Raw genomic sequence first — 22,920 nt, forward strand, 5'->3', positions numbered from 1 at the left:
GAACTGTACGGGTGCGTCGGCTAAACTGTGACCCCGAACGCCAGGTTTCCTCAACGCATGTCCGCTGTCTCTACCGATCCCTCCTCGCCCCACGATGCCCACGCAACTCCGGCGCCCGGCGAGAAGAACGACTTCATCCGCCAGATCGTCCGCGACGACCTGGCCAGCGGCAAGCACACGGTCATCCATACCCGTTTCCCGCCCGAGCCCAACGGCTACCTGCACATCGGCCATGCCAAGGCGATCTGCCTGAACTTCGGCATCGCCAGCGAGTTCAGCGGCATCTGCAACCTGCGCTTCGACGACACCAATCCGGCCAAGGAAGACCCCGAATTCGTCGCCGCCATCCAGGACGACGTGCGTTGGCTGGGGTATGAGTGGGCGCAGCTGCGCCATGCCTCGGATTATTTCGACGTGTACTACCTGGCCGCCGAAAAACTCATCCGCGACGGCCTGGCCTATGTGGACGATCTGGACGCGCAGGCCATGCGCGAGTACCGCGGCACTTTGACCGCGCCCGGGCGCGAGTCGCCGTTCCGGGCCCGTACGGTGGAAGAGAATCTCGACCTGTTCAAGCGCATGCGCGCAGGCGAATTCCCCGATGGCGCGCGCACCCTGCGCGCCAAGATCGACATGGGCAGCGGCAACATGAACCTGCGCGACCCCGCGCTGTACCGCATCAAACACGTCGAACACCAAAATACCGGCAACGCCTGGCCGATCTACCCGATGTACGACTTCGCCCACGCCTTGGGCGATGCGATCGAGGGCATCACTCACTCGCTTTGCACACTGGAGTTCGAGGACCACCGGCCGCTGTACGACTGGTGCGTGGACAAGGTGGATCTGACCGGCCACCCCGAACTGCTGCAACCGCTGCTGGATCGCGGACTGCCGAAGGAAGCCGCCAAGCCGCGCCAGATCGAATTCTCGCGCCTCAACATCAACTACACGGTAATGAGCAAGCGCAAGCTGACCACGCTGGTGGGCGATAAGCTCGTCGACGGCTGGGACGATCCGCGCATGCCGACCTTGCAGGGCTTGCGCCGCCGCGGCTACACGCCGGCCGCGCTGCGCCTGCTGATCGACCGCGTCGGCATCAGCAAGCAGAATTCGCTGCTGGATTTCAGCGTGCTCGAAGGCTGCCTGCGCGACGACTTGGACGCTGCCGCGCCGCGCCGCATGGCGGTGGTGGAGCCGGTCAAGCTGGTATTGGCGAATCTGCCGAAAGACCACGACGAGACGCTGACGTTTTCCAACCATCCGAAAGACGAATCCTTCGGCAAGCGCCAGATTCCGTTCTCCCGCGAATTGTGGATCGAACGCGAGGATTTCGCCGAAGTCCCGCCCAAGGGCTTCAAGCGCTTGATCCTCGGCGGCGAAGTGCGCCTGCGCGGCGCCGGTATCGTGCGTTGCGATGAAGTGGTCAAGAACGAGACCGGCGAGATCGTCGAACTGCGCGGCTGGCTGGATCCGGAATCGCGCCCCGGCATGCAAGGCGCCGAACGCAAGATCAAGGGAACCATCCACTGGGTCAGCGCCAAGCACGCCGTGCCGACCGAGTTCCGCCTGTACGACCGTCTGTTCACGGTGCCCGATCCGGACGACGAGTCGGAAGGCAAGACCTACCAGGACTACCTGAATCCGGAATCGCGCAAGTCGGTGCGGGGCTATGTGGAGCCCGCGGCCGCCGACGCTGCGCCGGAGCAGTCGTTCCAGTTCGAACGCATCGGTTATTTCGTCGCCGACCGCCGAGACCACCGTAGCGATGCACCGGTGTTCAACCGCAGCGTGACGCTGCGCGATACCTGGGCGGCGAAAAGCTGATGTTGTCAGTCGCTCGCTGCGTAACAAGGGCAGCTAGCGCAGGTAATGCGAGTGGTTGCAGTAACAATTCGACCGTCATGACCAGCCATTCGGCTGTTGAGAGCCCCGCGAAGGCGGGAACCCAGTGACTTTACCTTTCAGAATTCAAGTCGCTGGATCCCCGCCTTCGCGGGGACGACGACTGAATTTATCTGATTACAGGAGATACGCCATGCGCCTCATCGCCTCAATACTGGTCCCGCTAGTCATCGCGCTTTCGCTGACTTCCTGCGCAGCGCCCAACACCACCGAACCGGCTACTGGCAACCTGGCCGGGAGCACACCTCCGCCACCACCCGCACCACCGGCGGCGCCTCCGCCGCGTGCGGCTCCGCCGATGTCCTCGCCCACGCCGCCACGCAAGGTCAAACCGGAGGTCGCCGTCGTCACCAGTTGCAAGACCAACGCCGATTGCGCGGTGAAGAACGTCGGCAACTGCTGCGGCGCGATGCCGGCCTGCGTCAACAAGGACAGCCCGACCGATCCTGCCGCCGTGCAGGCGCAGTGCGCGGCGAAGGGAATGATGAGCGTCTGCGGCTTCCAAGAGATCAGCGCCTGCCAGTGCGACGACGGTCAATGCGCGCCTGCTGGTGGCGCGACGCCGCAGGTCCAATGATGCTCTACGCGCAAGTCCATCTCACTCTGCCGGCCTGGGTGCATGAAACCGTCGATGCCTCGGCGTTGTACGCCAGCGATGCCGACAAGGTGGCGCTGGCTATCGAACTTTCGCGCGTCAATATCGATGCGAACACCGGCGGGCCCTTCGGCGCCGTGGTCTTCGGGCCGGACGACCGCATCATCTCGGTCGGCGTCAATCGCGTTCTCCCGCAGAACACCTCGCTCGCCCATGCCGAGAACATGGCCTACATGCTGGCCCAGCAACGCCTGCAAACCGCGCGCCTGAACGAGCGCGTGGGCGGCGCGGTGACCCTGGCCACTTCCTCGCAACCGTGCTGCCAGTGCTACGGCGCCACCGTGTGGGCCGGCATCGACCGCCTGCTGATCGGCGCGCGCGCCGAAGACGTGATGGAGCTGACCGAGTTCGACGAAGGCCCGCTTCCCGCCGACTGGATCGGCGAACTGAACAAGCGCGGCATCGAAGTGGTCCGCGACCTCAATCGCGATGCCGCACGCGAGGTGCTGCGTACGTACGGCGAACGCGGCGGCGACCGTTATTGACGCACCACGCTTCCGTAGGAGCGACGTGAGTCGCGACTATCGCGCCGTGTGCTCTTTCGATGACGGCGTCGAGCCCGGAAGGCATTCCTTCGCGACTCACGTCGCTCCTACGGGGCATGACGCATGACCGGTCTGGTCTGCTACTGCCGGCAGGGGTTTGAACCGGAACTGGCCGCCGAACTGAGCGAGCGAGCGGCATTGGCCGGCCATCCCGGTTACGCGCGTACCGAACGCAATAGCGCCCACGTGGTTTTCATTTGCGACGATGGCGGGGCGCTTTCGAAAGCGTTGCCCTGGCGCGAACTGATTTATGCGCGACAGAAACTCCGATTGATCGCCGAACTTCGCGGACTCGATCCGAAAGACCGCATCACGCCCATGCTCGTGGCGCTCGCGGGGCAATCGCGTTTCGGCGACCTGTGGGTCGAGCATCCCGATTCGGATACCTCCAAGCCGCTGGCCGGCCTGGCCCGCAGCTTCGGCAATGCCTTGCGTCCCGCGCTGCGCAAGGCGGGCTTGATGACGGACAAGGAAAATCCGAGGTTTCCGCGACTGCACGTGGTTTTCGTGGACGGCGACCATGCATTCCTGGCGGTTGCCGATCCGTTGGACAGCTCCCCGTGGCCGCTCGGCATTCCGCGCCTGAAGCTGCTGTCGGACGCGCCCTCGCGTTCGGCGCTGAAACTGGAAGAAGCCCTGCTGACCCTGCTCGATGCGGGCGAACGCGAAGCACTGTTGAAGCCCGGCATGAGCGCCGCCGATCTGGGCGCCGCGCCGGGCGGTTGGACCTGGATCCTCACCCGTCATCACCTTCGCGTGATCAGCGTGGACAACGGACCACTGCGCCAGAACGTGATGGACAGCGGACTGGTGGAGCACCTGCGTGCGGACGGCTTTCAATGGAAGCCCTCGCAAGCGCTGGACTGGATGGTCTGCGACATGGTGGAGCAACCGCGGCGCGTGGCCGAGCGCATGGCCACCTGGTTCCGCGAAGGCTGGTGCAGGCATGCGGTCTTCAACTTGAAACTGCCGATGAAGAAACGCTGGGACGAGACGCAGCTGTGTCTGGATCTTTTCGTCGAACAATCGGAGAAACCGGTCATGGTGCGCGCCAAGCAGCTGTATCACGACCGCGAAGAAATCACAGTGTTCGCCACCAGCCAGCGATAATTCGAACTTCGTAGAAGAACATCCCAGGAACACGCCATGAACGTAAGAGACAGCAACGGCACCCCGCTCAGCGAGGGCGATTCGGTCACCGTCATCAAGGATCTCAAGGTCAAGGGCACTTCGCTGACGATCAAACGCGGCACCCTGATCAAGGGCATCCACCTGACCGACGACGAGGAAGAGATCGAATGCAAGGTCGAGAAGATCAAGGACCTGGTGCTGAAGACCTGCTTCCTGAAAAAGGCCTGAGCCATGGCCGCCACCTGGATCACCATCGCCGCTTCCTCGCTGCCTGAAATCATCCGCATGGCGCGCCCGCTGTTCACCCGCACGCCGCAGGTGGACAATAGCCATCAGACGCGAATGGATTTGCTCGACGAGCAGATCGCCCAGTTGCAGGATGCGGCCACGCAGAACGCAGACTCGATCAAGAAGCTGGCCACCGACATGCAGAAGACCATCGAGGTTCTGCAGGTAGGCGCGGACCAGGCCGAGCGTCGATTGCGCCGCGCCAGCCAGCTGACCTTGATCGCGACCACCGTCGCAATTCTTGCTTTTGCCTTGGCCGCGTACGCCCTGACGCGCTGAACCCGCCCTTCGGCAAGGGTGCGGTCTCATCCCCTGCAATCCCGGCGTGGCAAGCTACTCCCCTGACGAGGAAAGCCAGCATGCAACCCATAGAACTCAAGGACCCCGCCGGGTTCGCCAACGAATTCCTGCGACTGACCCTGCTGCAGGGTTTCCAGTCGCTGACCAAACGCGATCTGGAACTGCTGATCTTCGTGCTGCTGGAACGCGACGGCGCCATCCAGCGCAGCGATTCCAATGCGGCCGCCGCATTGCGCTTGCGGGTGACCCCAGCCAAGGTCAAGGCCTTGCGTCGTGATGGTTACGCCCGTTGGCGGGCGCTGGTGCCCGAGGAAAGCGACGCGGCCCTGCAACGGATCGTGGCCAGCGTGCTGACCGAAGACAACCTGCGCTCGGGCGCCAAGCACGTCAGCGAACGCAGCAAGAAGGAAGGCTTCCTGGCGATCCGCGTGGAGCATCCCGACGACCAGCAGCAATTCGAGCAGGCGATCCTGGATGTGGGTGCATTGCCGGTATACGAACGCAACCGCGACGTGATGGCGGTGCGTTTCGACACCCTGCTAAAAATCGCCGAGAAGTGGGGCTACCTGCAGCCCGATCCCAAGGCGATCACCGACGAGTTGAACAAGCTGGCGCCCGCCGCGGAAGAAGTCGCCGACCTGCTGAAGAAAGACGTGACCAAGTTGCGCTGGCAGGAAGTGCGCAACGCGCTCAACAGCCTGGGTGCGAAGGCGATCGTGAGTACCGCTGAAGGCGGCCTCAAGGGGCTGTTGAAGATCGTGTTTCCCTTCATTCCCGGATGAAAATTTAGATCGTCATGACCAGCCATTCGGCTGTTGAGAGCCCCGCGAAGGCGGGAACCCAGCGCCTTTGCTCTTCACAGCCTCAAGTCGCTGGATCCCCGCCTTCGCGGGGATGACGACTGAAGGTTTATCGCGAAAAGCACTCTTCCCTGTCTTCCCTCCCTGCGCCCTGTAGGACTCCTCCTTGAGGACGCGCAGGGTAAGGAGCGCTACAAGCCCGAGGCCTTGCGCCAGAACAGATTCGCCAGCGGCGGCAGTTTCCCGGCGAGCCCCAGCGCGAATCCACGCAACAGCGTGGCGTGCATCTCGTCGTTCGAGAACACGCGGTTGATGCCGTCGAACGCATAAGCCGCGGCGGCATTCTCGCTGCGGCATTCGCGCGACCAGCGCGCCAGGCGATGCGCCGAGGACCAATCCACGCGCCGCGACTGCGCGTCGGCGATGGCGTCCCGCAACCTGGCGACGTCGCGCAACCCCAGGTTGACGCCCTGCCCGGCTAGCGGATGCACCACGTGCGCCGCATCGCCCACCAGCAGCACCTTGCCGGAGACGTAAGCGTCGGCCAGCTGACGGCGCAGAGGGAAGGCCGCACGAGCGGAGACCACGCGCGCTTGGCCTAGCCGCGCTTCGAAAGCGCCGGTCAGTTCGCGATCGAAAGCCTCGTCCTTCAGCGCCAGCACCCGATCCGCCTCCTCGTTCGGCAAGGTCCAGACGATGGAACTGCGGCCGTCCACGAACGGCAGGAAGGCGAGCGGGCCGGCCGGCAAGAACCGCTGCCATGCGGTCAACTCGTGAGACTTTTCGGTTTCGACGAATGCCACCACGCCACGCTGCTGATAGTCGTGCGAAGACACCTGCAGGCCCGCCAGCCGACGCAGCGTGGAATCGGCGCCGTCGGCGGCGATGGCGAGCCGCGCCTCCACACGCGTGCCGTCGTCCAACCGCAGACGCACGCCGCCAGCCTGCCCTGAGCTTGTCGAAGGAGCCTGCCCTGAGCTTGTCGAAGGAGCCTGCCCTGAGCTTGTCGAAGGGTCCTGTTCCATCGATTCGACCCGCGCCGGACAATGCAGCCGCACACCCGCTGCCGGCAGCGCTGCCCACAGACGCTCGGCCAGCAGGTTGTTCTCGACGATCCAGCCCAACTGGTCGCGCCCCAGCATGTCGGCATCGAACGACAGCTCGCCGCCGCCCGACGCGTCCCATACGCGCATGCGCCGGTAGGCCTGGGCGCGAGCGCTGCGAACGGAATCCCAAACGCCCAAACCGTCGAGCAGCGCCGCATTATCCGGCGCGAAGGCGTAGACCCGCAGGTCCGGAGTGCCGGCGGACCAGTGCGCAGGTTCGCGCCCTTCGATCAGCGCGACCTCCAGGCCGAGTTTGGCCAACGACAGCGCACAAGCCGCTCCCACCACGCCACCACCGACTATCGCGATATCGAGGCGAGCGCGTCGATTCATCGCACTGCCTCGCGGCATAACGCCGGGACGTTGCCGCGAAACCCCATCGCGCCGCCCACCAACATCGACTGCAGTGCCGTCGAATTGTCGGCCGCCAGCAAACCGAGACTGCGCAACGGACGCGCCAATGGCGATGCATTGCCGGTAATGCGCGCCAGTCCATCGGAGAATTCCAGCGTGCGCCGCCGGTCCTCGCGACGCCGTTCTGCGTAGCTGTCCAGCAACGCCGAAGCGCCGGGGTCCTGCGCCTGCTCGATCAACTCGGCAAGCGTCAGCGCATCGCGCAAGCCCAGATTGAAGCCCTGCGCGCCGATGGGATGGATGGTCTGCGCGGCGTTCCCGAGCAACACCGCGCGCGCGGCGATCGTGCGTTCGGCCACCACCTGGATGATCGGATAGACGCTGCGCTCGCCGGTGGAAAGGAAGCGACCCACGCGCCAGCCGAAGACGTTCTGGATGCGGTCGATCCACGCCGCAGCGTCGAGCGAAGCAACTTCCTCCGCACGCTCGCTCGCCACCCCATGGACCACGCCGAAATGACGGTCGCCACGCGGTAGCAGCGCGGTCGGGCCGTGTTCGCCGAAACGCTCGTAGGCGGTGCCGTCCGGGGCCTGCTCCGCGCGCATGCGGGCGACGAACAGGGTCTGCCGGTAGTCGTGCTCGCTGGCGCCGATCCCCAGTGCCTCGCGCAGGCCGCTGCGGGTGCCATCGGCAGCGACCAGCAGGCGTGCGGAGAGTTCGCGTTCGCCCTGGTCGTCGGAGATGCGCAGACTGCGCGATCCTTCCCGCAATTCGCCCAACCCGATGAAGCGCGCCGGACGATATCGGGTGAGCCGCTGCAGTTCCGATAATCGCGCTTCCAGCGCCTCGCCGAAATCGCGTGCGATCACAACCTGCCCGAAAGTCTCGCGCCCGTAGTCGGCGGCCTCTAGCCTGGTCCTGCCGAAGTCGCCCTGTCGGCTGACATGGATGCGTCGAATCTGGCCGGTGGGCGCGCGCAGCTTCGCCATCACTCCCAGCGCGGTCAGCGCGTTGACGGTGGCGCCGGCGAAGCTGAGGTTGCGCTGGTCGAAGACCGCGGGCATGACGCCGGCGGGCGTGGCTTCCACCAAGCCGATGTCCAGCCCCAGGCGATCGAGCGCGATGGCCAGGCTGGCGCCGACCAGGCCGCCGCCGACGATGAGTACATCGTGTGTGGATACATCGTGTGTTTCGGTCATGCGCCTATGATAAGCCCGCTGCGTCGGGCTCTCCGTTAGAATGGGCGCCTGAGCTTCCCGGAAGGCCTTCCATGAACAGCAAACTCCAGCGCGCCGTCGTCTTCACCCTGATCCTCTCGCTGATGGTCGCGACACGGCTGAACCTGCCGACGTCCCTGACCCATTTCGGGCCGGTGCCGGATGCGTCGTGGGCCGCGTTCTTCCTGGGCGGCTTCTATCTGCGCACGTGGACACGCTGGGCGTTCCCGGTGTTCATGGCGCTGGCGGTCCTGGTGGACTATGTGGTGATCAGCGGGCAGGGCATGGATTTCTTCGCCCATTACTGCATGTCGGCCGCCTACTGGTTCCTGGTGCCGGCCTACTTCGCGCTCTGGTTCGGCGGAATGCTGACCCGCCGCTTCTACAAAGAGGCCAATGGCAAGGCGCTGGCCGTACTGGCCGCAAGCCTGTTCGGTTCGGTGGTGCTTTGCCACCTGCTGAGCCAAGGCAGCTTCTACTGGATCAGCGACAGCGTCGCCAATCCGACCTTTGCCGGCTGGTGGAAGAACTACAGCGACTGGTTCGTCCCCTATCTGCGCACCGCCGCGATCTATGTCGGCCTGGCGGTTATCGCCCACGTTGGCGTGACTCAGGCGGCGCGCTTGCAGGCGCAGGCCAAAGCGCCGCGCTGAGCCGCGGATGAGGCCCTGCCATGGGTAACCGCCTCTCCAAGATCTACACGCGCACCGGCGACGACGGCAGCACCGGATTGGGAGACGGCACCCGCGTCGGCAAGGACTCGGCGCGGGTCAACGCTTACGGCACGGTGGACGAAGCCAATTCCAGCATCGGCGTGGTGCTGGCGGCGCAGGTGCCGGACGACATCCGCAAACTTTTGACCACGGTGCAGCACCAGCTGTTCGACCTTGGCGGCGAGCTCTGCATTCCCGGGCATGCGGCCATCAATGCCGAAGATGTGGACGCGCTGGAACGCCAACTGGACCAGTACAACGAAGCCTTGCCCCCGCTCAAGGATTTCATCCTGCCCGCCGGCGGCGAAGCCGCTGCGCGCTGTCACCTTGCGCGCACCATCGTCCGCCGCGCCGAACGCGAGACCGTGACTCTGGCACGGCACGACGCCGTACGGCCGGAAGCCATCCGCTACCTCAACCGGCTCTCGGACCTGTTGTTCGTCCTGGCGCGAGTGCTGGCCCGCGCAGATGGCCAGGGGGAAGTGTTGTGGAACCACGAACGCCGCCACTCCTGAGTCGCGGCTCTTAACCGGCACTCCACCTAGCGACTTCGCCCAGCGCCATGATCATCTACACCCACCCCGCCTGCCTGGCGCACGACCCGGGCCCGGAACACCCGGAGCGACCGGCGCGGCTGGAAGCGGTGCTGGCCGGACTGCGTGCCGAACACGGCGACCTGGACTGGCGCGAAGCCCCACCAGCCAAGCTCGGCGACCTGCGGCGCGTGCATACCGAGGCATTGCTGCGGGAGGTGTTGGACAGCGATTTCGACGGTTACCGCATGTTGGATCCGGATACGGTGACCTGCCCGCATTCGCGCGCCGCCGCGCTACGCGCCGCCGGAGCCGCGGTGGCGGCGGTGGACGCGGTCATGCTTGGCGACAGCCGAACCGCGTTCTGCGCGGTCCGCCCGCCCGGCCACCATGCCACCGGCAACACCGCCATGGGTTTCTGCCTGCTCAACAATGTGGCGGTAGCCGCGGCCCATGCCTGCGACCGACACGGGCTCGAGCGGGTCGCCATCGTCGATTTCGATGTGCACCACGGCAACGGCACGCAGGACATCTTCTATGAAGAGCCGCGGGTGGACTATTTCAGCACCCACGAGTCGGGGATTTATCCGAATAGCGGCACGCCGCGCGAGCGTGGCGTCGGCAACGTCTTCAACGCCTTGCTGCCGCCGGGCACGGGCGGCTTCCGCTTCCGCAACGTATGGGCGGACACCCTGCTGCCGGTTCTGGACGATTTCCGCCCGCAGCTGCTGCTCATCTCGGCCGGGTTCGACGCGCACATGCGCGATCCGCTGGCTGATCTGATGCTGGAAACCGAAGATTTCGCCTGGCTGACCCGCGAATTGCGGGCCATCGCCGATCGCCACGCTTCGGGACGGATCGTGTCCCTGCTGGAGGGCGGATACGACCTGCAAGCGCTGCGCGAGTGCAGCGTTGCCCATGTCAATGAGCTGCGCTGACGCCGGCTTGGCGGCCAGATACCCGGAGCGCATGATGAACCTCGCCCGAAACCTTCCGCGGGCTTTCATTGCCCGTATGCTGGGGATACGGCAAGCTAGCGGCCGCTTTTGACCTCCTTCCGACGAGCCTTACACCGCGTGCGCCCAGTCCTTCGCCTGCTACCGCTGCCGTTCAGTATCGCTTTGTGCCTGCCGGCGCTGGCCGAGGACAAACCCGACAACTGGGACTTGTGCCCGATCACCGACGCCATACCGGCATTCGATCAGGCCGAGCCGCCCAAACCCGGGGTCAGCCCAGCCCAAGCGCGCCAGCAGCGGGCGGAGCAGCCGACGGCGATCGAGGGCAACAAGCTAGGCGGCACCGAGCAGAAGCTGGAATACGAAGGCAACGTCGTGTTGCGCCGTGGCGATCAGTTCCTCAATGCCGATAACCTGAAGTACGACCAGGAAACCGACACCTATGTGGCCGACGGCAACGTGCGCTACCAGGACGGCACCATGCGCGTCATCGCCGCGCGTGCGCGCGGCGACCAGAACACCGACACCCACAAGATCGAAGACGTGCAGTACCAACTGGTCTCGCGGCGCGGCAACGGTGGCGCCGAAAGCATCGACCTCACCGGCGCCAAGGGCCGCCTGAACGGTTCCACCTACTCCACTTGCGATCCACAGCAGCGCGTGTGGGAGCTTCGCTCCAACCGCATCGACGTGGACACCGACGAAGGTTGGGGCGTGGCCCGTGGCGCCACTATCCGCATCGGCAAGGTGCCGGTGCTGTATGTCCCGTGGATCAAATTTCCGATCGACGACCGCCGCCATACCGGCCTGTTGTATCCGGCCATCAGCATGTCCGGACGCAACGGCTTCGATTACCGACAGCCGATCTACCTGAATCTTGCGCCGAATTACGACGCCACCATCACCCCCCGCTACATGAGCGACCGCGGTTTGTCGCTAGGCGGGCAGTTCCGCTACCTCTACGAAGACGGGCGCGGCACGTTCGACCTCAACTGGATGCCCAACGACGATTTGGTCGAAGAGCGCGAGCGCGATTACGCCAACGGCGAACCCGATCCCTATGGCGATCCGCTGCGCAAAGACAACCGCGGCATGTTCCGCTACAGCGGTTTCCATAACCTCAACAGCGAATGGCAGGCGCGTGCAAACCTGGCCTGGGTCAGCGATTCGCGCTACGTCGAAGATTTCAGCAATTCGCTCTACGGGCTGTCGGCCACTTCGCTGGTCAGCACGCTCGGACTCTACGGCCGCGGCCGTTATTGGACGGCCGGCGCCATGGCCGATGTCTGGCAACTGTCGGACTACACACTGACTGAAGGCTCGTTGCCCTATAACCGCTTGCCGCGCGTCTACTTCAATTGGGAACAGCCGTTCGGGCGCTGGTTTACTGCGGGCGTCGATGCGGAGGCCGTCCGCTTCCAGCACAACCAGGTGCTCAATGCCAATGGCCTGAACACCAGGCCGGGCGGTAGCCGCCTGGACCTTAAACCTTTCGTGTCGATGCCTCTGCAAGGCGCCTCCTGGTACATCACGCCCACGCTCGCCTGGCGCTACACCAGCTATAAGCTCGACGAGGAATTCGCCTCTAATCCAGCGTTCACGGACACCAGCCCCTCGCGCAGCCTACCGATCGCCTCGCTCGATGCCGGCCTGTTTTTCGATCGCGATACCGAGATCAAGGGCGAGCGCTACCTGCATACGTTGGAACCACGGCTTTTCTATCTGAATGCCCCTTATCGCGACCAAAGCGGCCTGCCAATCTTCGATACCCGTCCGCTCACCTTCAGCTGGGGCCAGCTGTTTCGGGACAACCGGTACTCGGGTCCCGATCGCCAGGTCGATGCCAACCAGCTGACGCTGGCCTTGACCAGCCGTTTGCTCCGTCAAGCCGATGGTCACGAAAAACTGGCCGCAAGCCTCGGGCAGATTTTCTATTTCGACGAATCTCGCGTCACCGCGCCCGGCGAAGTGCCGGTGGAAAGCGGCAAGTCGGCCTGGGTCGCGGACGTCAACTACGCGCCCACCGACCGCTGGACCATCGGCGCCTCCTACCAATGGAATCCCAAGTTCCGGCGCGAGGATCTGGCCAGCTTGCGTGCGCGCTATCTACTTCCCGATGACGGCGTGATCAACCTCGGCTACCGCTATCGCCGCAACGTCTCCAACGGCGCCGATCTGCTGGAGCAGGCCGATTTCTCGTTCCTGTACCCCATCACGCCCACCTGGAGCGTAGTCGGCCGCTACTACTATTCGATCCTGGACAAGAAGCCGCTGGAAGCCCTTGCCGGCGTGCAATGGGACAGTTGCTGTCTGGCCGTACGCGCTGTCGTGCGCCGCTACGTGCGCAATCGCGAAGGCGACCTCAACAATGCGTTCCAGGTCGAATTCGTACTCAAGGGTCTCGGCTCGGCTGGCCAGAACACGGAGCGCACCTTGCGCCGTGCTATTCTCGGCTACTACCGCGACGACCTCTATCTCGTCCCGCCAAGCAACACTACGCCGGACCCCGACGACAACGATTCCGGACCGGAATGAACTCCATGAAGACTATGACTATCCGACTGCTCCTCGCCGGCGTGCTTGCCGCGCTGACGGCATCCACTCCCGTGGCCGCCCAGAACCTGCAACCGCTGGACCGCATTGCCGCCGTGGTCAATGAAGACGTGATCCTGCAGAGCGAACTCGACCGTGCCGTGAAGAACGTCACCGCGCAGTACGCCAGCCAGCCCGGACAGCTGCCCCCGCGCGAGGTATTGGAGCGCCAAGTGCTCGAACGCCTGGTGCTGGTGAAGCTGCAGGTCGCACGCGCCGCTGAAACCGGTATCCGGGTCAGCGACGACGAGCTGAATAATGCCGTCGCCGCCGTCGCCCAGCAGAACGGCGTTTCGGTCGACGCATTGCGCCAACGCCTGGCGGGAGAAGGGGTTTCCTTCACCGATTTCCGCAGCTCGATCCGCGACGAGATCACCGTGCAGCGCCTGCGCCAGAGCTTCGCGCAGAGCCGCATCCAGGTGAGCGAGGCCGAGGTCGATGCAGCGATCGCTGCGCAGGCCAACAGCAGCCAATACCACTTGGCCCATATCCTGGTCGGCCTGCCCGAAGGCGCTACCGCCGAGCAGATCGCCACCGGGCAGAAGAAGATCGAAGGCGTCAAAGGCCTGGTTGACAGGAACGAACTCGATTTCCCCGCCGCCGCCGTGCGTTATTCGGACAGCCCCAACGCCCTGGAAGGCGGCGACCTGGGTTGGCGTAGCCTGGATGAGATTCCGGCCGCCTTCGCCGAGATGCTCAAGACCATGACTCCGGGTCAGGTAGTCGGCCCGATCCGCGGTCCCAGCGGCTTCCAGCTGTTGAAGCTGGTGGAAGTTCGTGATGGCAGCCAGGCGGCAGCCAAGACCGTCACCGAATACCATGCGCGCCATATCCTGGTCCGCGTCACTCCGGTGCAGGATGCCGCGGCCGCCAAGGCCAAGATCGACACCCTGCGCGCGCGCATCGCCGGCGGCGCCGATTTCGTCGAAGTCGCCAAGGAATCCTCCGAAGACGCCAACAGCAAGAGCGAGGGCGGAGACCTGGGCTGGTTCGAGGCCAACGCATTCGGCCCGGCCTTCGGCAAGGAAATCACCGGCACCGCCGATGGCGGAATTTCGGCGCCGTTCCGCACCGAGGCGGGCTGGCATATCGTGCAGCGCATCGGCGAGCGCCAGACCGACGTCACCAGCACCACCCAGCGCGCGCAGGTGCGCGAGACCATCGGCCGCCGCAAGCTGGAAGACGAGTACAACCGCTACCTGCAGGAACTGCGTGGCGAAGCCTACGTCAACGTCCGCAACGGCGACGGCGACAAAGCGGCCGCCACCGACGGCGGCTGAGTGAAACCCGCGCTCGCGCTGGTTCCAGGCGAGCCGGCCGGCATAGGTCCGGAATTGTGCGTGCGCCTGGCGCAGCAGCCGCGGTCGGATTGCGAGCTGCTGGCCTTTGGCGACGCCGACACCCTGCAAGCCGCCGCGCGCGCCCTGGATTTGCCGCTACGCCTGCTGGAAGCGAGCGATACCGCAAACCTTCCCGGCGATCTGCGCCTGCGGCCGGTTCCCAACGCGGTCTCCAATCTTTTCGGCAGCACCAATCCGGGCAATGCCCGTGCGGTCATCGATGCGCTGAACGCCGCATCCGATGCCTGTCTGCGCGGCGAACTGGATGGTCTGGTCACCGGCCCGGTGCACAAGGCCGCGATCAACGCCGGCGGTATCGCCTACACCGGCACCACCGAGCTATTGGCCGAACGCGCCGGTTGCGACGTAGTAATGATGCTGGCCAACGACGTCGTGCGCGTGGCGCTGGCCACCACCCATCTTCCGCTGCGGGCCGTAGCCGACGCGATCGACAGGAACACCTTGCTTCGCGTGCTGCGCATCACCGAACAGGCGCTGCGCAACGATTTCGGAATCGCCAGGCCGGTCATCGCCGTGCTGGGGCTGAATCCGCATGCCGGCGAGTCAGGACACCTGGGGCGCGAGGAGATCGAGGTGATCGAGCCCGTGCTGGAAACGTTGCGCGAAGAAGGTCTCCGGCTCGTGGGCCCGCTGCCTGCAGACACCGCCTTCCTCCCGCAGAAGCTGACCGGCTTCGATGCCGTGCTGGCGATGTACCACGATCAGGGTCTGCCGGTGCTCAAGTACAGCGGTTTCGAGCGCGCGGTGAACCTGACCCTGGGCTTGCCCTATCCGCGCGTCGCAGTGGACCACGGCACCGCGCTGGACCTGGCCGGCAAAGGCGTCGCCGATCCTTCCAGCTTGTTCGCCGCGGTGGAAACCTGCGCACGCATCGCGGCGCAACGTAAACTCGCCGGATGAATTTCAAAGCTCCGCCCAAGAAATCCCTGGGCCAACACTTCCTGACCGACCGCGGCATGATCGAGATGATCGTGTTGGCGGTGAATCCGCAGCCCGGCGATCTGCTGGTGGAAATAGGCCCCGGTCAGGGTGCGATCACCCTGCCCCTGTTGCGCAAGCATGGCCAACTGACCGCCATCGAGTTCGACCGCGATCTGGTGGTTCCGCTGTCGCAGGCCGCGCATGGCGTAGGCCAGCTGACGGTGATCCACAAGGACGTGCTGGAAGTGGACTTCACCCGTATGGCCGGCGAGGAAAAACTGCGCCTGGTCGGCAACCTGCCCTATAACCTGTCCTCGCCGATCCTGTTCCATGCGCTGGACCACGCCGCGGCGGTGCGGGACATGCACTTCATGTTGCAGAAAGAGGTCGTGGACCGCATGGCAGCCGGCCCCGGCAGCAAGGTCTATGGACGCCTGAGCGTCATGCTGCAGGCTTATTGCTCGGTCACGCCTTTGTTCGATGTTCCGCCAGCCGCATTCCGGCCGCCGCCAAAAGTGGATTCGGCGGTCGTGCGGCTAGTGCCACGCACGCCGGAAACCATCGGCGTGGATGACCCGAAGCGGTTCGCCGACGTCGTCCGCGCCGCCTTCGGCCAACGCCGCAAGACCCTGCGCAACGCGCTCATGGGCGTGGCCACTAGCGAACAGATCGAAGCCGCCGGGCTACGCCCCGATGCGCGCGCCGAACAGGTGGAAGTCGCGGGTTTCGTGCGCCTGGCCAACCTGCCCTCTGCCGAACGGGTCGAACCTTAAGCCGGCTTTGCATACACTGTGGGCATGAGCCCTTCCGACTACGCCATCGCCATCGACGTAGCCACCCGCTTCCTCGACGACCAATCCGTACCCGAGGACGGGCGCTTCGTTTTCTCCTACACCATCCATATCCGCAACCACGGCAAGGTGCCGGCGCGGCTGCTGGGGCGCCATTGGATCATCACCGACGCGAACGGGAAGATCCAGGAAGTGCGCGGCGAAGGCGTGGTCGGCGAGCAGCCCTGGCTGCGTCCCGGCGACGACTTCGAATACACCTCGGGCGCGGTGCTGGAAACCGCATTGGGCACCATGCAAGGCAGTTACGACATGCTGGCCGACGACGGTACCCGCTTCGACGCGCCCATCGCGGCCTTCACCCTGTCCGTTCCGCGCACGGTGCACTGAGGAACCGCCGCGTGAGCGTCTGGGCCATCGGCGACCTGCAAGGATGCTACGACGCCACTCAGCGCCTGCTGGAGCGTCTGCGCTTCGATCCGGCCGTCGACAAGCTGTGGTTCTGCGGCGATCTGGTCAACCGCGGCGGCCAGTCGCTGGAAACCCTGCGGCTGGTGCATTCGCTGCGCGCCAACAGCGTGGCGGTGCTGGGCAACCACGACCTTTCGCTGCTGGCCATCGGCGAACGCACGCCTGACGAACAGCGCAAGGTCAACCTGGACCTGCAGCGCATCGTGCTGGCCGATGATCGCGACCAACTGCTCACGTGGCTGCGCACGCAGGAGCTTGCCCATGTGGATCGCGAGCTGGGCTGGATGATGGTCCATGCCGGCCTGGCGCCGAAGTGGACCACGACCCTGGCCGAGAAGCACGCGCGGGAAGTCGAGAAGCAGCTGCACGGCGACGGTTACCGCAAGCTGTTTCGCAACATGTACGGCGACAAGCCCAACTGGTCGCCGCAGTTGGGCGGCTACGACCGCTCACGCGCGATCATCAATGTGCTCACCCGCATGCGCTATTGCACGCCGCGCGGGCGTATGGCGATCGAGGAGAAAGGCGGTCCGGGGACACAGGCCCAAGGCCTCTATCCCTGGTACGAAGTGCCGGGACGGGCCGAACGCGACTTGAAGATCGTATGCGGACACTGGTCAACGCTGGGCCTGATGATCGGCCATGGCGTCCACGCCATCGATACCGGCGCGGTGTGGGGCGGAAAACTGACTGCACTGCAGTTGGACACGGACGAATTGCGCATCGTGCAGGTGGCCGGGCGCGATGTGACGCCGCCCGGGTGAAGCCGATCCACGCCAGCGGAGTGCTGTTGTTAGCACTGCTTGCTGCCTGCGACTCTTCAACCTCGACAAGACCGCCCGCGGCGCGCGAGTCCGCAACGCGCGTTGCCGCACCCGCGCCGCCATCCCCGCCTTTGGTAGCTGCCGCGCGCCAGCAGATCGGCGTCACGCGTCTATACGATTCGGCCTACGTCGAAATGCCCTATCCCGGTGGCGACGTGCCCGCCGAGCGCGGCGTGTGCACCGACGTGACCGTGCGCGCGCTGCGCACCCAGGGCCTGGACCTGCAACGCGCGATCCACGAGGACATGCGCACGCACTTCGCCGCGTATCCGCGGAAGTGGGGCCTGAAGGCGCCGAACCCCCATATCGACCATCGCCGCGTACCCAACCAGATGCGCTGGTTCGAACGCAAAGGCTGGTCGCAGCCGATCACTACGAACGCGGACGACTACGTTGGCGGCGACATCGCCGCTTGGAAGCTCACTGGTAGTGGTCTGCTGCATATCGGCATCGTGTCCGACCGCAAGACACGCACTGGTACGCCATTGATCGTGCACAACATCGGCAGTGGCGTGGTGGAAGACGATATTTTGTTCGCGCATACGATCATTGGACATTATCGTCCAACGCTATAACGATGAACCCTTACGCCCGGTCGTAGTCCACGAACTCGAGTCCGAATGCGTGCCGCGCGTCGGCGGGGTGCGACTGGCGCGATACGATTTTCCAGTGATGGCGATCGAACTGCGGAAAGAACGCATCAGCGTCTTCTACTTTCGTATCCACGTGCGTCAGGTACAGCCTGTCCGCCAAAGGCAGCGTCAATGCATAGATTTCCGCGCCGCCGATCACGCAGAGCTCTTCAGCGCCCTGCGCGCGCGCAACGGCCAGCGCTTCGTCGACCGAGGCCACCGCCTGCATGCCCTCGAACGGCACACGATCGGAGCGCGTCAGCACCAGGTTCGAGCGGTCTGGAAGCGCACGACCCAATGATTCTGCGGTCTTGCGGCCCATCAGAATCGGCTTACCCAGCGTCAGCGACTTGAAGCGCTTCAGGTCGTCCGGCAGACGCCAGGGAAGGTCGTTGTCCTTTCCGATAGCACCATTGACATCCATCGCGGCTATCAAAGACATGATCATCGGACCGTCTCCGCGGCGGCAAACCGGGAATTCTGCAACGCCCGAAGGAATGACTCCAGTTCTGCGTACTCTGACGATCCGGGCGCGAATGATGCCTTTGCCACGTAAAGATACTGAATCGCGCCTTCCGCATCGCTACTCAGACACCGGATGCCGATACCCTTATCTCCAAACACAACTTCTTTCAAATTATTCCAGCGAAAATTCCATGTTATGGAATCTTCGATTCGCATCGAACAACCATAGTCGTGAAACGAAATTACCTGATCCATTGGCTTGCGTAGATAAGGCCAGGCAAGTTGCACAATCCGAATTATGCTCATGGCGGGATAGCGGGCTATCAGCAAAAGACTCCAACCGAAAACAAACACGACAAAGAAAATGCTTATGCCCTCTGGATCCTTCTTTGTCATCCATATGACTGTGCCGGCCAACAGAAGGATGCCCAACACTGGCTGGGCGCGCTCCGCCGGATGATATTCGCGCCTGCTCCACAAGGCGTCCTCATCCAAGGCAATGCCGAACCCCTTTCGTTGCCTAACTGTTATATCCAATCAGACCGCCACCGGCGCCTTGATCGCCGGCGCCGCGTCGTAGCCGTGGATCTCGATGTCGTCGTAGGTGAAGGCGAACAGGTCGGTTACCTCAGGATTCAACCGCAATTCCGGCAACGCACGCGGTTCGCGCGACAGCTGTTCGCGCGCCTGCTCGTAATGGTTCGAATACAGGTGCGCGTCGCCCAGCGTGTGCACGAAGTCGCCCACACCCAGGCCGCAGGCCTGCGCCACCATGTGCGTGAGCAAGGCGTAGCTGGCGATATTGAACGGCACGCCCAGGAAGATGTCGCCGCTGCGCTGGTACAACTGGCAGCTGAGCTTGCCTTCGACCACATAGAACTGGAACAGCGTGTGGCAGGGCATCAACGCCATCTTCGGAAGGTCGGCCACATTCCAGGCCGAGACGATCAAACGGCGCGAATCGGGATTGCGTTTGATCTCGTCGACGACCCACTTGATCTGGTCGATCTCGCCGCCATTGGCGGTGGCCCAGCGTCGCCACTGTTTGCCGTAGACCGGGCCGAGCTCGCCGTTCGCATCGGCCCACTCGTCCCAGATGCCGACCTTGTTGTCCTTCAGATAGGCGATATTGGTTTCGCCTTTCAGGAACCACAGCAGCTCGTGCACGATGGAGCGCAAGTGCAGCTTCTTGGTGGTGACCAGCGGAAAGCCCTGGTTGAGGTCGAAGCGCATCTGCCAACCGAAAACGCTGCGCGTGCCGGTGCCGGTGCGGTCCGATTTTTCCGTGCCGTGGTCGAGCACATGGCGCAGCAAATCGAGGTATTGCTTCATGCGGTCTCCTCAACAGCAACGACCGGCTGTAGTGTCGGCGAACGACGCGATAGCCAGAACAGGAAAAGGCCCAGCGCGATCAGCGGCAGGCTCAGCAGCTGGCCCATGGTCAGCCAGCCGAAGGCAAGATAACCGATGCCTTCGTCGGGCACGCGCACGAATTCCACCAGGAAACGGAACACACCGTAGAGCAGCGCGAACATTCCCGATACCGCATAGCGCGGACGCGGCTTGCGCGAGAACCACCACAACACGCAGAACATCACCAGGCCTTCCAGGAACGCCTGATAGAGCTGCGACGGATGCCGCGCGAATTTATCCAGCGCACCGGCCGCGTACTGGGCCTGCAGCTGAGCGGCGTCCAAGCGCAGCTTGAGTACGTTGGGATCGGTGCTGGGAAAAATGACGCCCCAGCCCGCCTGTGTGTACTTGCCCCACAGCTCGGCGCCGATGAAATTGCCGATGCGCCCGAAACCCAGCCCCGCCGGTACCAGCGGCGCCACGAAATCCATGGTGTCGAAGAAATGGATCTTCTGTTTGCGCGTCCACCACAACGCCGCCGCCATCACGCCCAACAGGCCGCCGTGGAAACTCATGCCGCCTTCCCACACCTTGAAGATCATCAAGGGGTTGTCGAGGAACGCACCAAACGAATAGAACAGGATGTAGCCGATGCGGCCGCCCAGCACCACTCCCAGCATGCCGTAGAACGCCAGATCCGACAGCCCGTTCATGTCCACGCCCGGCAAGCGGCCGGCGCGGATGCGTTGGCGCCCCAGCCACCATGCGCTGGCGAAGGCCAGCAGATACATCAGGCCGTACCAGTGGATCTTGAGCGGGCCGAGGGAAAGCGCGATCGGGTCGATCTGGTGGAGGTAAGTCATGCGGCCTGCGATGGATTGGGCAAGACTCTATTTTGCCCGACTACGGCCGCTTTAGCCCTCCCCTTCAAGGGGAAGGAGAAAATCAATCCAGGATCAGCGGCAGGTTCGGCAGTTCGTCGCGGTCCGGGGTGCCGTCGATCTGGGGGAAATGCTGGGCAAGCAGGTCCGAAACCGCCTGGATACCGCGCACAACCGCCTGTTCCGGCTCGCCCGCCTGCATGCGTTCCTCCATCAACTGGCAGACGCCGCGCCATTGCTCCGCGCTGACCAGGCCGTTCAGGCCGCGGTCGGCCACGATCTCGATGCGGTGATCGGCCAGCAACAGATAGATCAACACGCCGTTGTTGACTTCGGTATCCCAGGCGCGAAGGCGTGCAAAGGCAGCTTCGGCGCGCGCACGCGCCTGCACTCCGCGCAGCACCATGCCGGGAGAAAGCTCCGATTCCACCGCGAACAGGATTTCGCCGCGGTGCCGCAGTTCGCCTGCGGCGATGGCATCGGCGATCCGGTGCAGGCTGTCCTCGGGAAACAGATGTCGGGCCGAACGCGCAAAGAGATGGCGGAGAAGTCGCATCACCAGCTCCCCGAGGCACCGCCGCCGCCGGACATGCCGCCACCGCCGGACCAGCCACCGCCACCGCCGCTGCCCCAACCGCCTCCACCACCGCCGCCCCAGCCGCCTCCACCGAATCCGCCCCAACCGCCCTGGCTGGCATAGCGGCCGGCCGAAACCGACATCAGCCCGTAAATCAACCCGAACACCCCGGCAACGCCCGCCAGCGGAATGATCGAAGACAACAACCAGGCGACTCCGCCGGCCGCACCGCCGGTGAACAGGCTGCGCAAGCCCTTGGGTGCCTTGCCGAATACGCCGCGCACCAGGGTGGCCGCGATGAAGGCGGCGAACAGGGCGAACAGCCAGTCCCCGCCTCCGCGTCGACCATCAGCGCTGCGGTGGTCGCTCACCGGCGCGGGCAGCTGCTCGCCCTCGATCAGCCGGCCAAGCTGCGCGGTCGCCTCCAGAATCCCGCCACCGAAATCACCCGCGCGGAATTTGGGCACCAGGTACTCCTGGATGATGCGATTGGCGATGGCGTCGGGAATGGCTCCCTCCAACCCGTAACCGGGCTGGATGCGCACGCGGCGGTCGTCCTTGGCCACGACCAGGATCACCGCATCGTCCACGCCTTCGCGGCCCAGCTTCCATTGGTCGAACGCGCGCTGCGTGTATTGCTCGATGGTTTCCGGTTGCGTGCTGGAAATCATCAGCACCTGCAGTTGGCTGCCCTTGCGTTGCTGCAGGGCCAACGCTTGTTGTTCCAGCTGCTGTTTCTGTTCCGCACTGAGCGTACCGGTGGTATCCACCACCGGCGAGGTCAGCGCCGGGATTGCCCCCGCCCCCGCCGCCACCTGCTGCGCCCACACGGGCAGGCAGGCGAACAGCAGGAAGGCGAGCGCCAGCGCGCGTCGCAGCATGTCGATCAGCTATCCGCCACCGATCAGTTGCCGGGCGCGGGCGGCGGTGGCGGTGCGGGTGGAGCCGGCGGCGGCGTGTTGCCGAAATCCACCGCGGGCGCTTCGGAGATTTGCGCCTCGTTCTCCACGGTGAAGTTGGGCTTTTCCTTGTAGCCGAACAGCTTGGCGGTGAGGTTCTGCGGGAACGAACGCACGTAGGTGTTGTAACCCTGCACGGTTTCGATATACCGGCCGCGCGCGACGGTGATGCGGTTCTCGGTGCCTTCCAACTGCGCCTGCAAATCGCGGAACGACTGGTCGGATTTCAGGTTCGGATAGTTCTCGGTGACCACCAGCAGGCGCGACAGCGCGCTGGACAGTTCGCCCTGCGCGGCCTGGAATTGCTGTAGCGAAGCGGCGTCGTCGGCGTTGACCTGGATCTGGCCGACCTTCGCGCGCGCATTGGTCACGTCGGTCAGCACCTTGGCTTCGTGCTGCGCGTAGCCCTGCACGGTCTTGACCAGATTGGGAATCAGGTCGGCGCGGCGCTTGTACTGGTTCAGCACTTCCGACCAGCCGGCTTTGACCGCTTCGTCCTTCTGCTGGATGGTGTTATAGCCGCAGCCAGCAAGCAGCGCGACCAGGCCGAAAATCAGGAGCGAACGCGAAAGCAGGCGCATGGCGGAAGTCCT

Annotated in this window: 25 protein-coding genes and 1 pseudogene; 17 read left to right on the forward strand and 9 right to left on the reverse strand. The window is 64.4% G+C overall.

Features of this window, described 5'->3' with window-relative positions; translation table 11 throughout:
- Positions 1 to 57: 57 nt before the first annotated feature.
- From J2W94_RS16390 to J2W94_RS16420, 7 genes and pseudogenes are all read left to right on the forward strand, one after another.
- Positions 58 to 1,827, forward strand: a complete 1,770-nt coding sequence (locus J2W94_RS16390) for a glutamine--tRNA ligase/YqeY domain fusion protein (RefSeq protein ID WP_310095741.1) — start codon at positions 58 to 60, stop codon at positions 1,825 to 1,827.
- A gap of 211 nt (positions 1,828 to 2,038) precedes the next feature.
- The gene (locus tag J2W94_RS16395) at positions 2,039 to 2,482 is read left to right on the forward strand and encodes a hypothetical protein (protein ID WP_310095743.1); all 444 of its coding nucleotides are present in this window, start codon (positions 2,039 to 2,041) and stop codon (positions 2,480 to 2,482) included.
- Positions 2,482 to 3,045, forward strand: a complete 564-nt coding sequence (locus J2W94_RS16400; RefSeq protein WP_310096148.1) for a nucleoside deaminase — start codon at positions 2,482 to 2,484, stop codon at positions 3,043 to 3,045. The genes J2W94_RS16395 and J2W94_RS16400 overlap by 1 nt, the downstream gene beginning before the upstream one ends.
- Positions 3,046 to 3,168: 123 nt before the next feature.
- Positions 3,169 to 4,215 (forward strand): 23S rRNA (cytidine(2498)-2'-O)-methyltransferase RlmM, encoded by a 1,047-nt coding sequence (gene rlmM / locus J2W94_RS16405; RefSeq protein WP_310095745.1) that lies wholly within the window; start codon positions 3,169 to 3,171, stop codon positions 4,213 to 4,215.
- Between the two features lie 42 nt (positions 4,216 to 4,257).
- Positions 4,258 to 4,464, forward strand: a pseudogene (locus J2W94_RS16410) (alkylphosphonate utilization protein); the annotation flags it as partial.
- A gap of 3 nt (positions 4,465 to 4,467) precedes the next feature.
- The gene (locus tag J2W94_RS16415; RefSeq protein WP_310095747.1) at positions 4,468 to 4,803 is read left to right on the forward strand and encodes a hypothetical protein; all 336 of its coding nucleotides are present in this window, start codon (positions 4,468 to 4,470) and stop codon (positions 4,801 to 4,803) included.
- An 80-nt stretch (positions 4,804 to 4,883) separates the two neighbouring features.
- The gene (locus tag J2W94_RS16420) at positions 4,884 to 5,606 is read left to right on the forward strand and encodes a hypothetical protein (RefSeq protein WP_310095748.1); all 723 of its coding nucleotides are present in this window, start codon (positions 4,884 to 4,886) and stop codon (positions 5,604 to 5,606) included.
- A 209-nt stretch (positions 5,607 to 5,815) separates the two neighbouring features.
- On the opposite strand, the gene J2W94_RS16425 is transcribed toward J2W94_RS16420, so the two are convergent.
- Positions 5,816 to 7,063 (reverse strand): FAD-dependent oxidoreductase, encoded by a 1,248-nt coding sequence (locus tag J2W94_RS16425; RefSeq protein ID WP_310095750.1) that lies wholly within the window; start codon positions 7,061 to 7,063, stop codon positions 5,816 to 5,818.
- Positions 7,060 to 8,283, reverse strand: coding sequence for a 2-octaprenyl-6-methoxyphenyl hydroxylase (ubiH, locus tag J2W94_RS16430; protein WP_310095752.1), 1,224 nt, complete (start codon positions 8,281 to 8,283; stop codon positions 7,060 to 7,062). The genes J2W94_RS16425 and ubiH overlap by 4 nt, the downstream gene beginning before the upstream one ends.
- Before the next feature lie 71 nt (positions 8,284 to 8,354).
- On the opposite strand from ubiH, the gene J2W94_RS16435 reads away from it, so the two are divergent.
- The 10 genes from J2W94_RS16435 to J2W94_RS16480 all read left to right on the forward strand — a co-directional run bounded on the left by J2W94_RS16435 (position 8,355) and on the right by J2W94_RS16480 (position 18,035).
- Complete coding sequence (locus J2W94_RS16435) at positions 8,355 to 8,954, forward strand: hypothetical protein (RefSeq protein WP_310095753.1); 600 nt, start codon at positions 8,355 to 8,357, stop codon at positions 8,952 to 8,954.
- A gap of 20 nt (positions 8,955 to 8,974) precedes the next feature.
- Positions 8,975 to 9,529 (forward strand): cob(I)yrinic acid a,c-diamide adenosyltransferase, encoded by a 555-nt coding sequence (locus J2W94_RS16440; RefSeq protein WP_310095755.1) that lies wholly within the window; start codon positions 8,975 to 8,977, stop codon positions 9,527 to 9,529.
- 47 nt (positions 9,530 to 9,576) lie between these two features.
- A complete protein-coding gene (locus J2W94_RS16445) occupies positions 9,577 to 10,485 on the forward strand; it encodes a histone deacetylase family protein (protein WP_310095757.1) in 909 nt (302 codons plus the stop codon).
- A 138-nt stretch (positions 10,486 to 10,623) separates the two neighbouring features.
- On the forward strand, positions 10,624 to 13,038 hold the full coding sequence (lptD, locus tag J2W94_RS16450) for an LPS assembly protein LptD (protein ID WP_310095759.1): 2,415 nt from the start codon (positions 10,624 to 10,626) through the stop codon (positions 13,036 to 13,038).
- A 5-nt stretch (positions 13,039 to 13,043) separates the two neighbouring features.
- Positions 13,044 to 14,375 carry a peptidylprolyl isomerase gene (locus J2W94_RS16455; protein ID WP_430540640.1) on the forward strand — a complete coding sequence of 444 codons (1,332 nt, stop codon included), beginning with the start codon at positions 13,044 to 13,046 and terminating at the stop codon, positions 14,373 to 14,375.
- Positions 14,376 to 15,356 carry a 4-hydroxythreonine-4-phosphate dehydrogenase PdxA gene (pdxA, locus tag J2W94_RS16460; RefSeq protein ID WP_310095761.1) on the forward strand — a complete coding sequence of 327 codons (981 nt, stop codon included), beginning with the start codon at positions 14,376 to 14,378 and terminating at the stop codon, positions 15,354 to 15,356.
- Entirely contained in the window at positions 15,353 to 16,150 is a 798-nt protein-coding gene (gene rsmA, locus J2W94_RS16465) for a 16S rRNA (adenine(1518)-N(6)/adenine(1519)-N(6))-dimethyltransferase RsmA (protein ID WP_310095763.1), read from the forward strand. Before pdxA ends, rsmA begins: the two co-directional genes overlap by 4 nt.
- Positions 16,151 to 16,174: 24 nt before the next feature.
- Positions 16,175 to 16,555 carry a Co2+/Mg2+ efflux protein ApaG gene (gene apaG, locus J2W94_RS16470; protein WP_310095765.1) on the forward strand — a complete coding sequence of 127 codons (381 nt, stop codon included), beginning with the start codon at positions 16,175 to 16,177 and terminating at the stop codon, positions 16,553 to 16,555.
- A gap of 11 nt (positions 16,556 to 16,566) precedes the next feature.
- Positions 16,567 to 17,400, forward strand: coding sequence for a symmetrical bis(5'-nucleosyl)-tetraphosphatase (locus tag J2W94_RS16475; protein ID WP_310095767.1), 834 nt, complete (start codon positions 16,567 to 16,569; stop codon positions 17,398 to 17,400).
- On the forward strand, positions 17,397 to 18,035 hold the full coding sequence (locus J2W94_RS16480; RefSeq protein WP_430540641.1) for a DUF1287 domain-containing protein: 639 nt from the start codon (positions 17,397 to 17,399) through the stop codon (positions 18,033 to 18,035). The genes J2W94_RS16475 and J2W94_RS16480 overlap by 4 nt, the downstream gene beginning before the upstream one ends.
- Before the next feature lie 10 nt (positions 18,036 to 18,045).
- Here the strand turns inward: J2W94_RS16480 and J2W94_RS16485 are convergent, their stop codons facing one another.
- The 7 genes from J2W94_RS16485 to J2W94_RS16515 all read right to left on the reverse strand — a co-directional run bounded on the left by J2W94_RS16485 (position 18,046) and on the right by J2W94_RS16515 (position 22,908).
- Positions 18,046 to 18,540, reverse strand: coding sequence for a dihydrofolate reductase (locus tag J2W94_RS16485; RefSeq protein WP_310095769.1), 495 nt, complete (start codon positions 18,538 to 18,540; stop codon positions 18,046 to 18,048).
- Complete coding sequence (locus J2W94_RS16490) at positions 18,537 to 19,052, reverse strand: hypothetical protein (protein WP_310095771.1); 516 nt, start codon at positions 19,050 to 19,052, stop codon at positions 18,537 to 18,539. Before J2W94_RS16490 ends, J2W94_RS16485 begins: the two co-directional genes overlap by 4 nt.
- Positions 19,053 to 19,094: 42 nt before the next feature.
- Positions 19,095 to 19,889, reverse strand: coding sequence for a thymidylate synthase (locus J2W94_RS16495; protein WP_310095773.1), 795 nt, complete (start codon positions 19,887 to 19,889; stop codon positions 19,095 to 19,097).
- The gene (gene lgt / locus J2W94_RS16500) at positions 19,886 to 20,773 is read right to left on the reverse strand and encodes a prolipoprotein diacylglyceryl transferase (RefSeq protein WP_310095775.1); all 888 of its coding nucleotides are present in this window, start codon (positions 20,771 to 20,773) and stop codon (positions 19,886 to 19,888) included. Before lgt ends, J2W94_RS16495 begins: the two co-directional genes overlap by 4 nt.
- Before the next feature lie 82 nt (positions 20,774 to 20,855).
- Complete coding sequence (locus J2W94_RS16505; RefSeq protein ID WP_310095778.1) at positions 20,856 to 21,347, reverse strand: TPM domain-containing protein; 492 nt, start codon at positions 21,345 to 21,347, stop codon at positions 20,856 to 20,858.
- Complete coding sequence (locus J2W94_RS16510) at positions 21,347 to 22,246, reverse strand: TPM domain-containing protein (protein WP_430540650.1); 900 nt, start codon at positions 22,244 to 22,246, stop codon at positions 21,347 to 21,349. The genes J2W94_RS16505 and J2W94_RS16510 overlap by 1 nt, the downstream gene beginning before the upstream one ends.
- A 26-nt stretch (positions 22,247 to 22,272) precedes the next feature.
- Positions 22,273 to 22,908: a LemA family protein gene (locus J2W94_RS16515; RefSeq protein WP_310095782.1), complete on the reverse strand. Its 636-nt coding sequence runs from the start codon at positions 22,906 to 22,908 to the stop codon at positions 22,273 to 22,275.
- Positions 22,909 to 22,920 lie beyond the last annotated feature (12 nt).

It is taken from the genome of Pseudoxanthomonas sacheonensis (assembly GCF_031455975.1).
Taxonomy (GTDB): Bacteria; Pseudomonadota; Gammaproteobacteria; order Xanthomonadales; family Xanthomonadaceae; genus Pseudoxanthomonas_A; species Pseudoxanthomonas_A sacheonensis_A.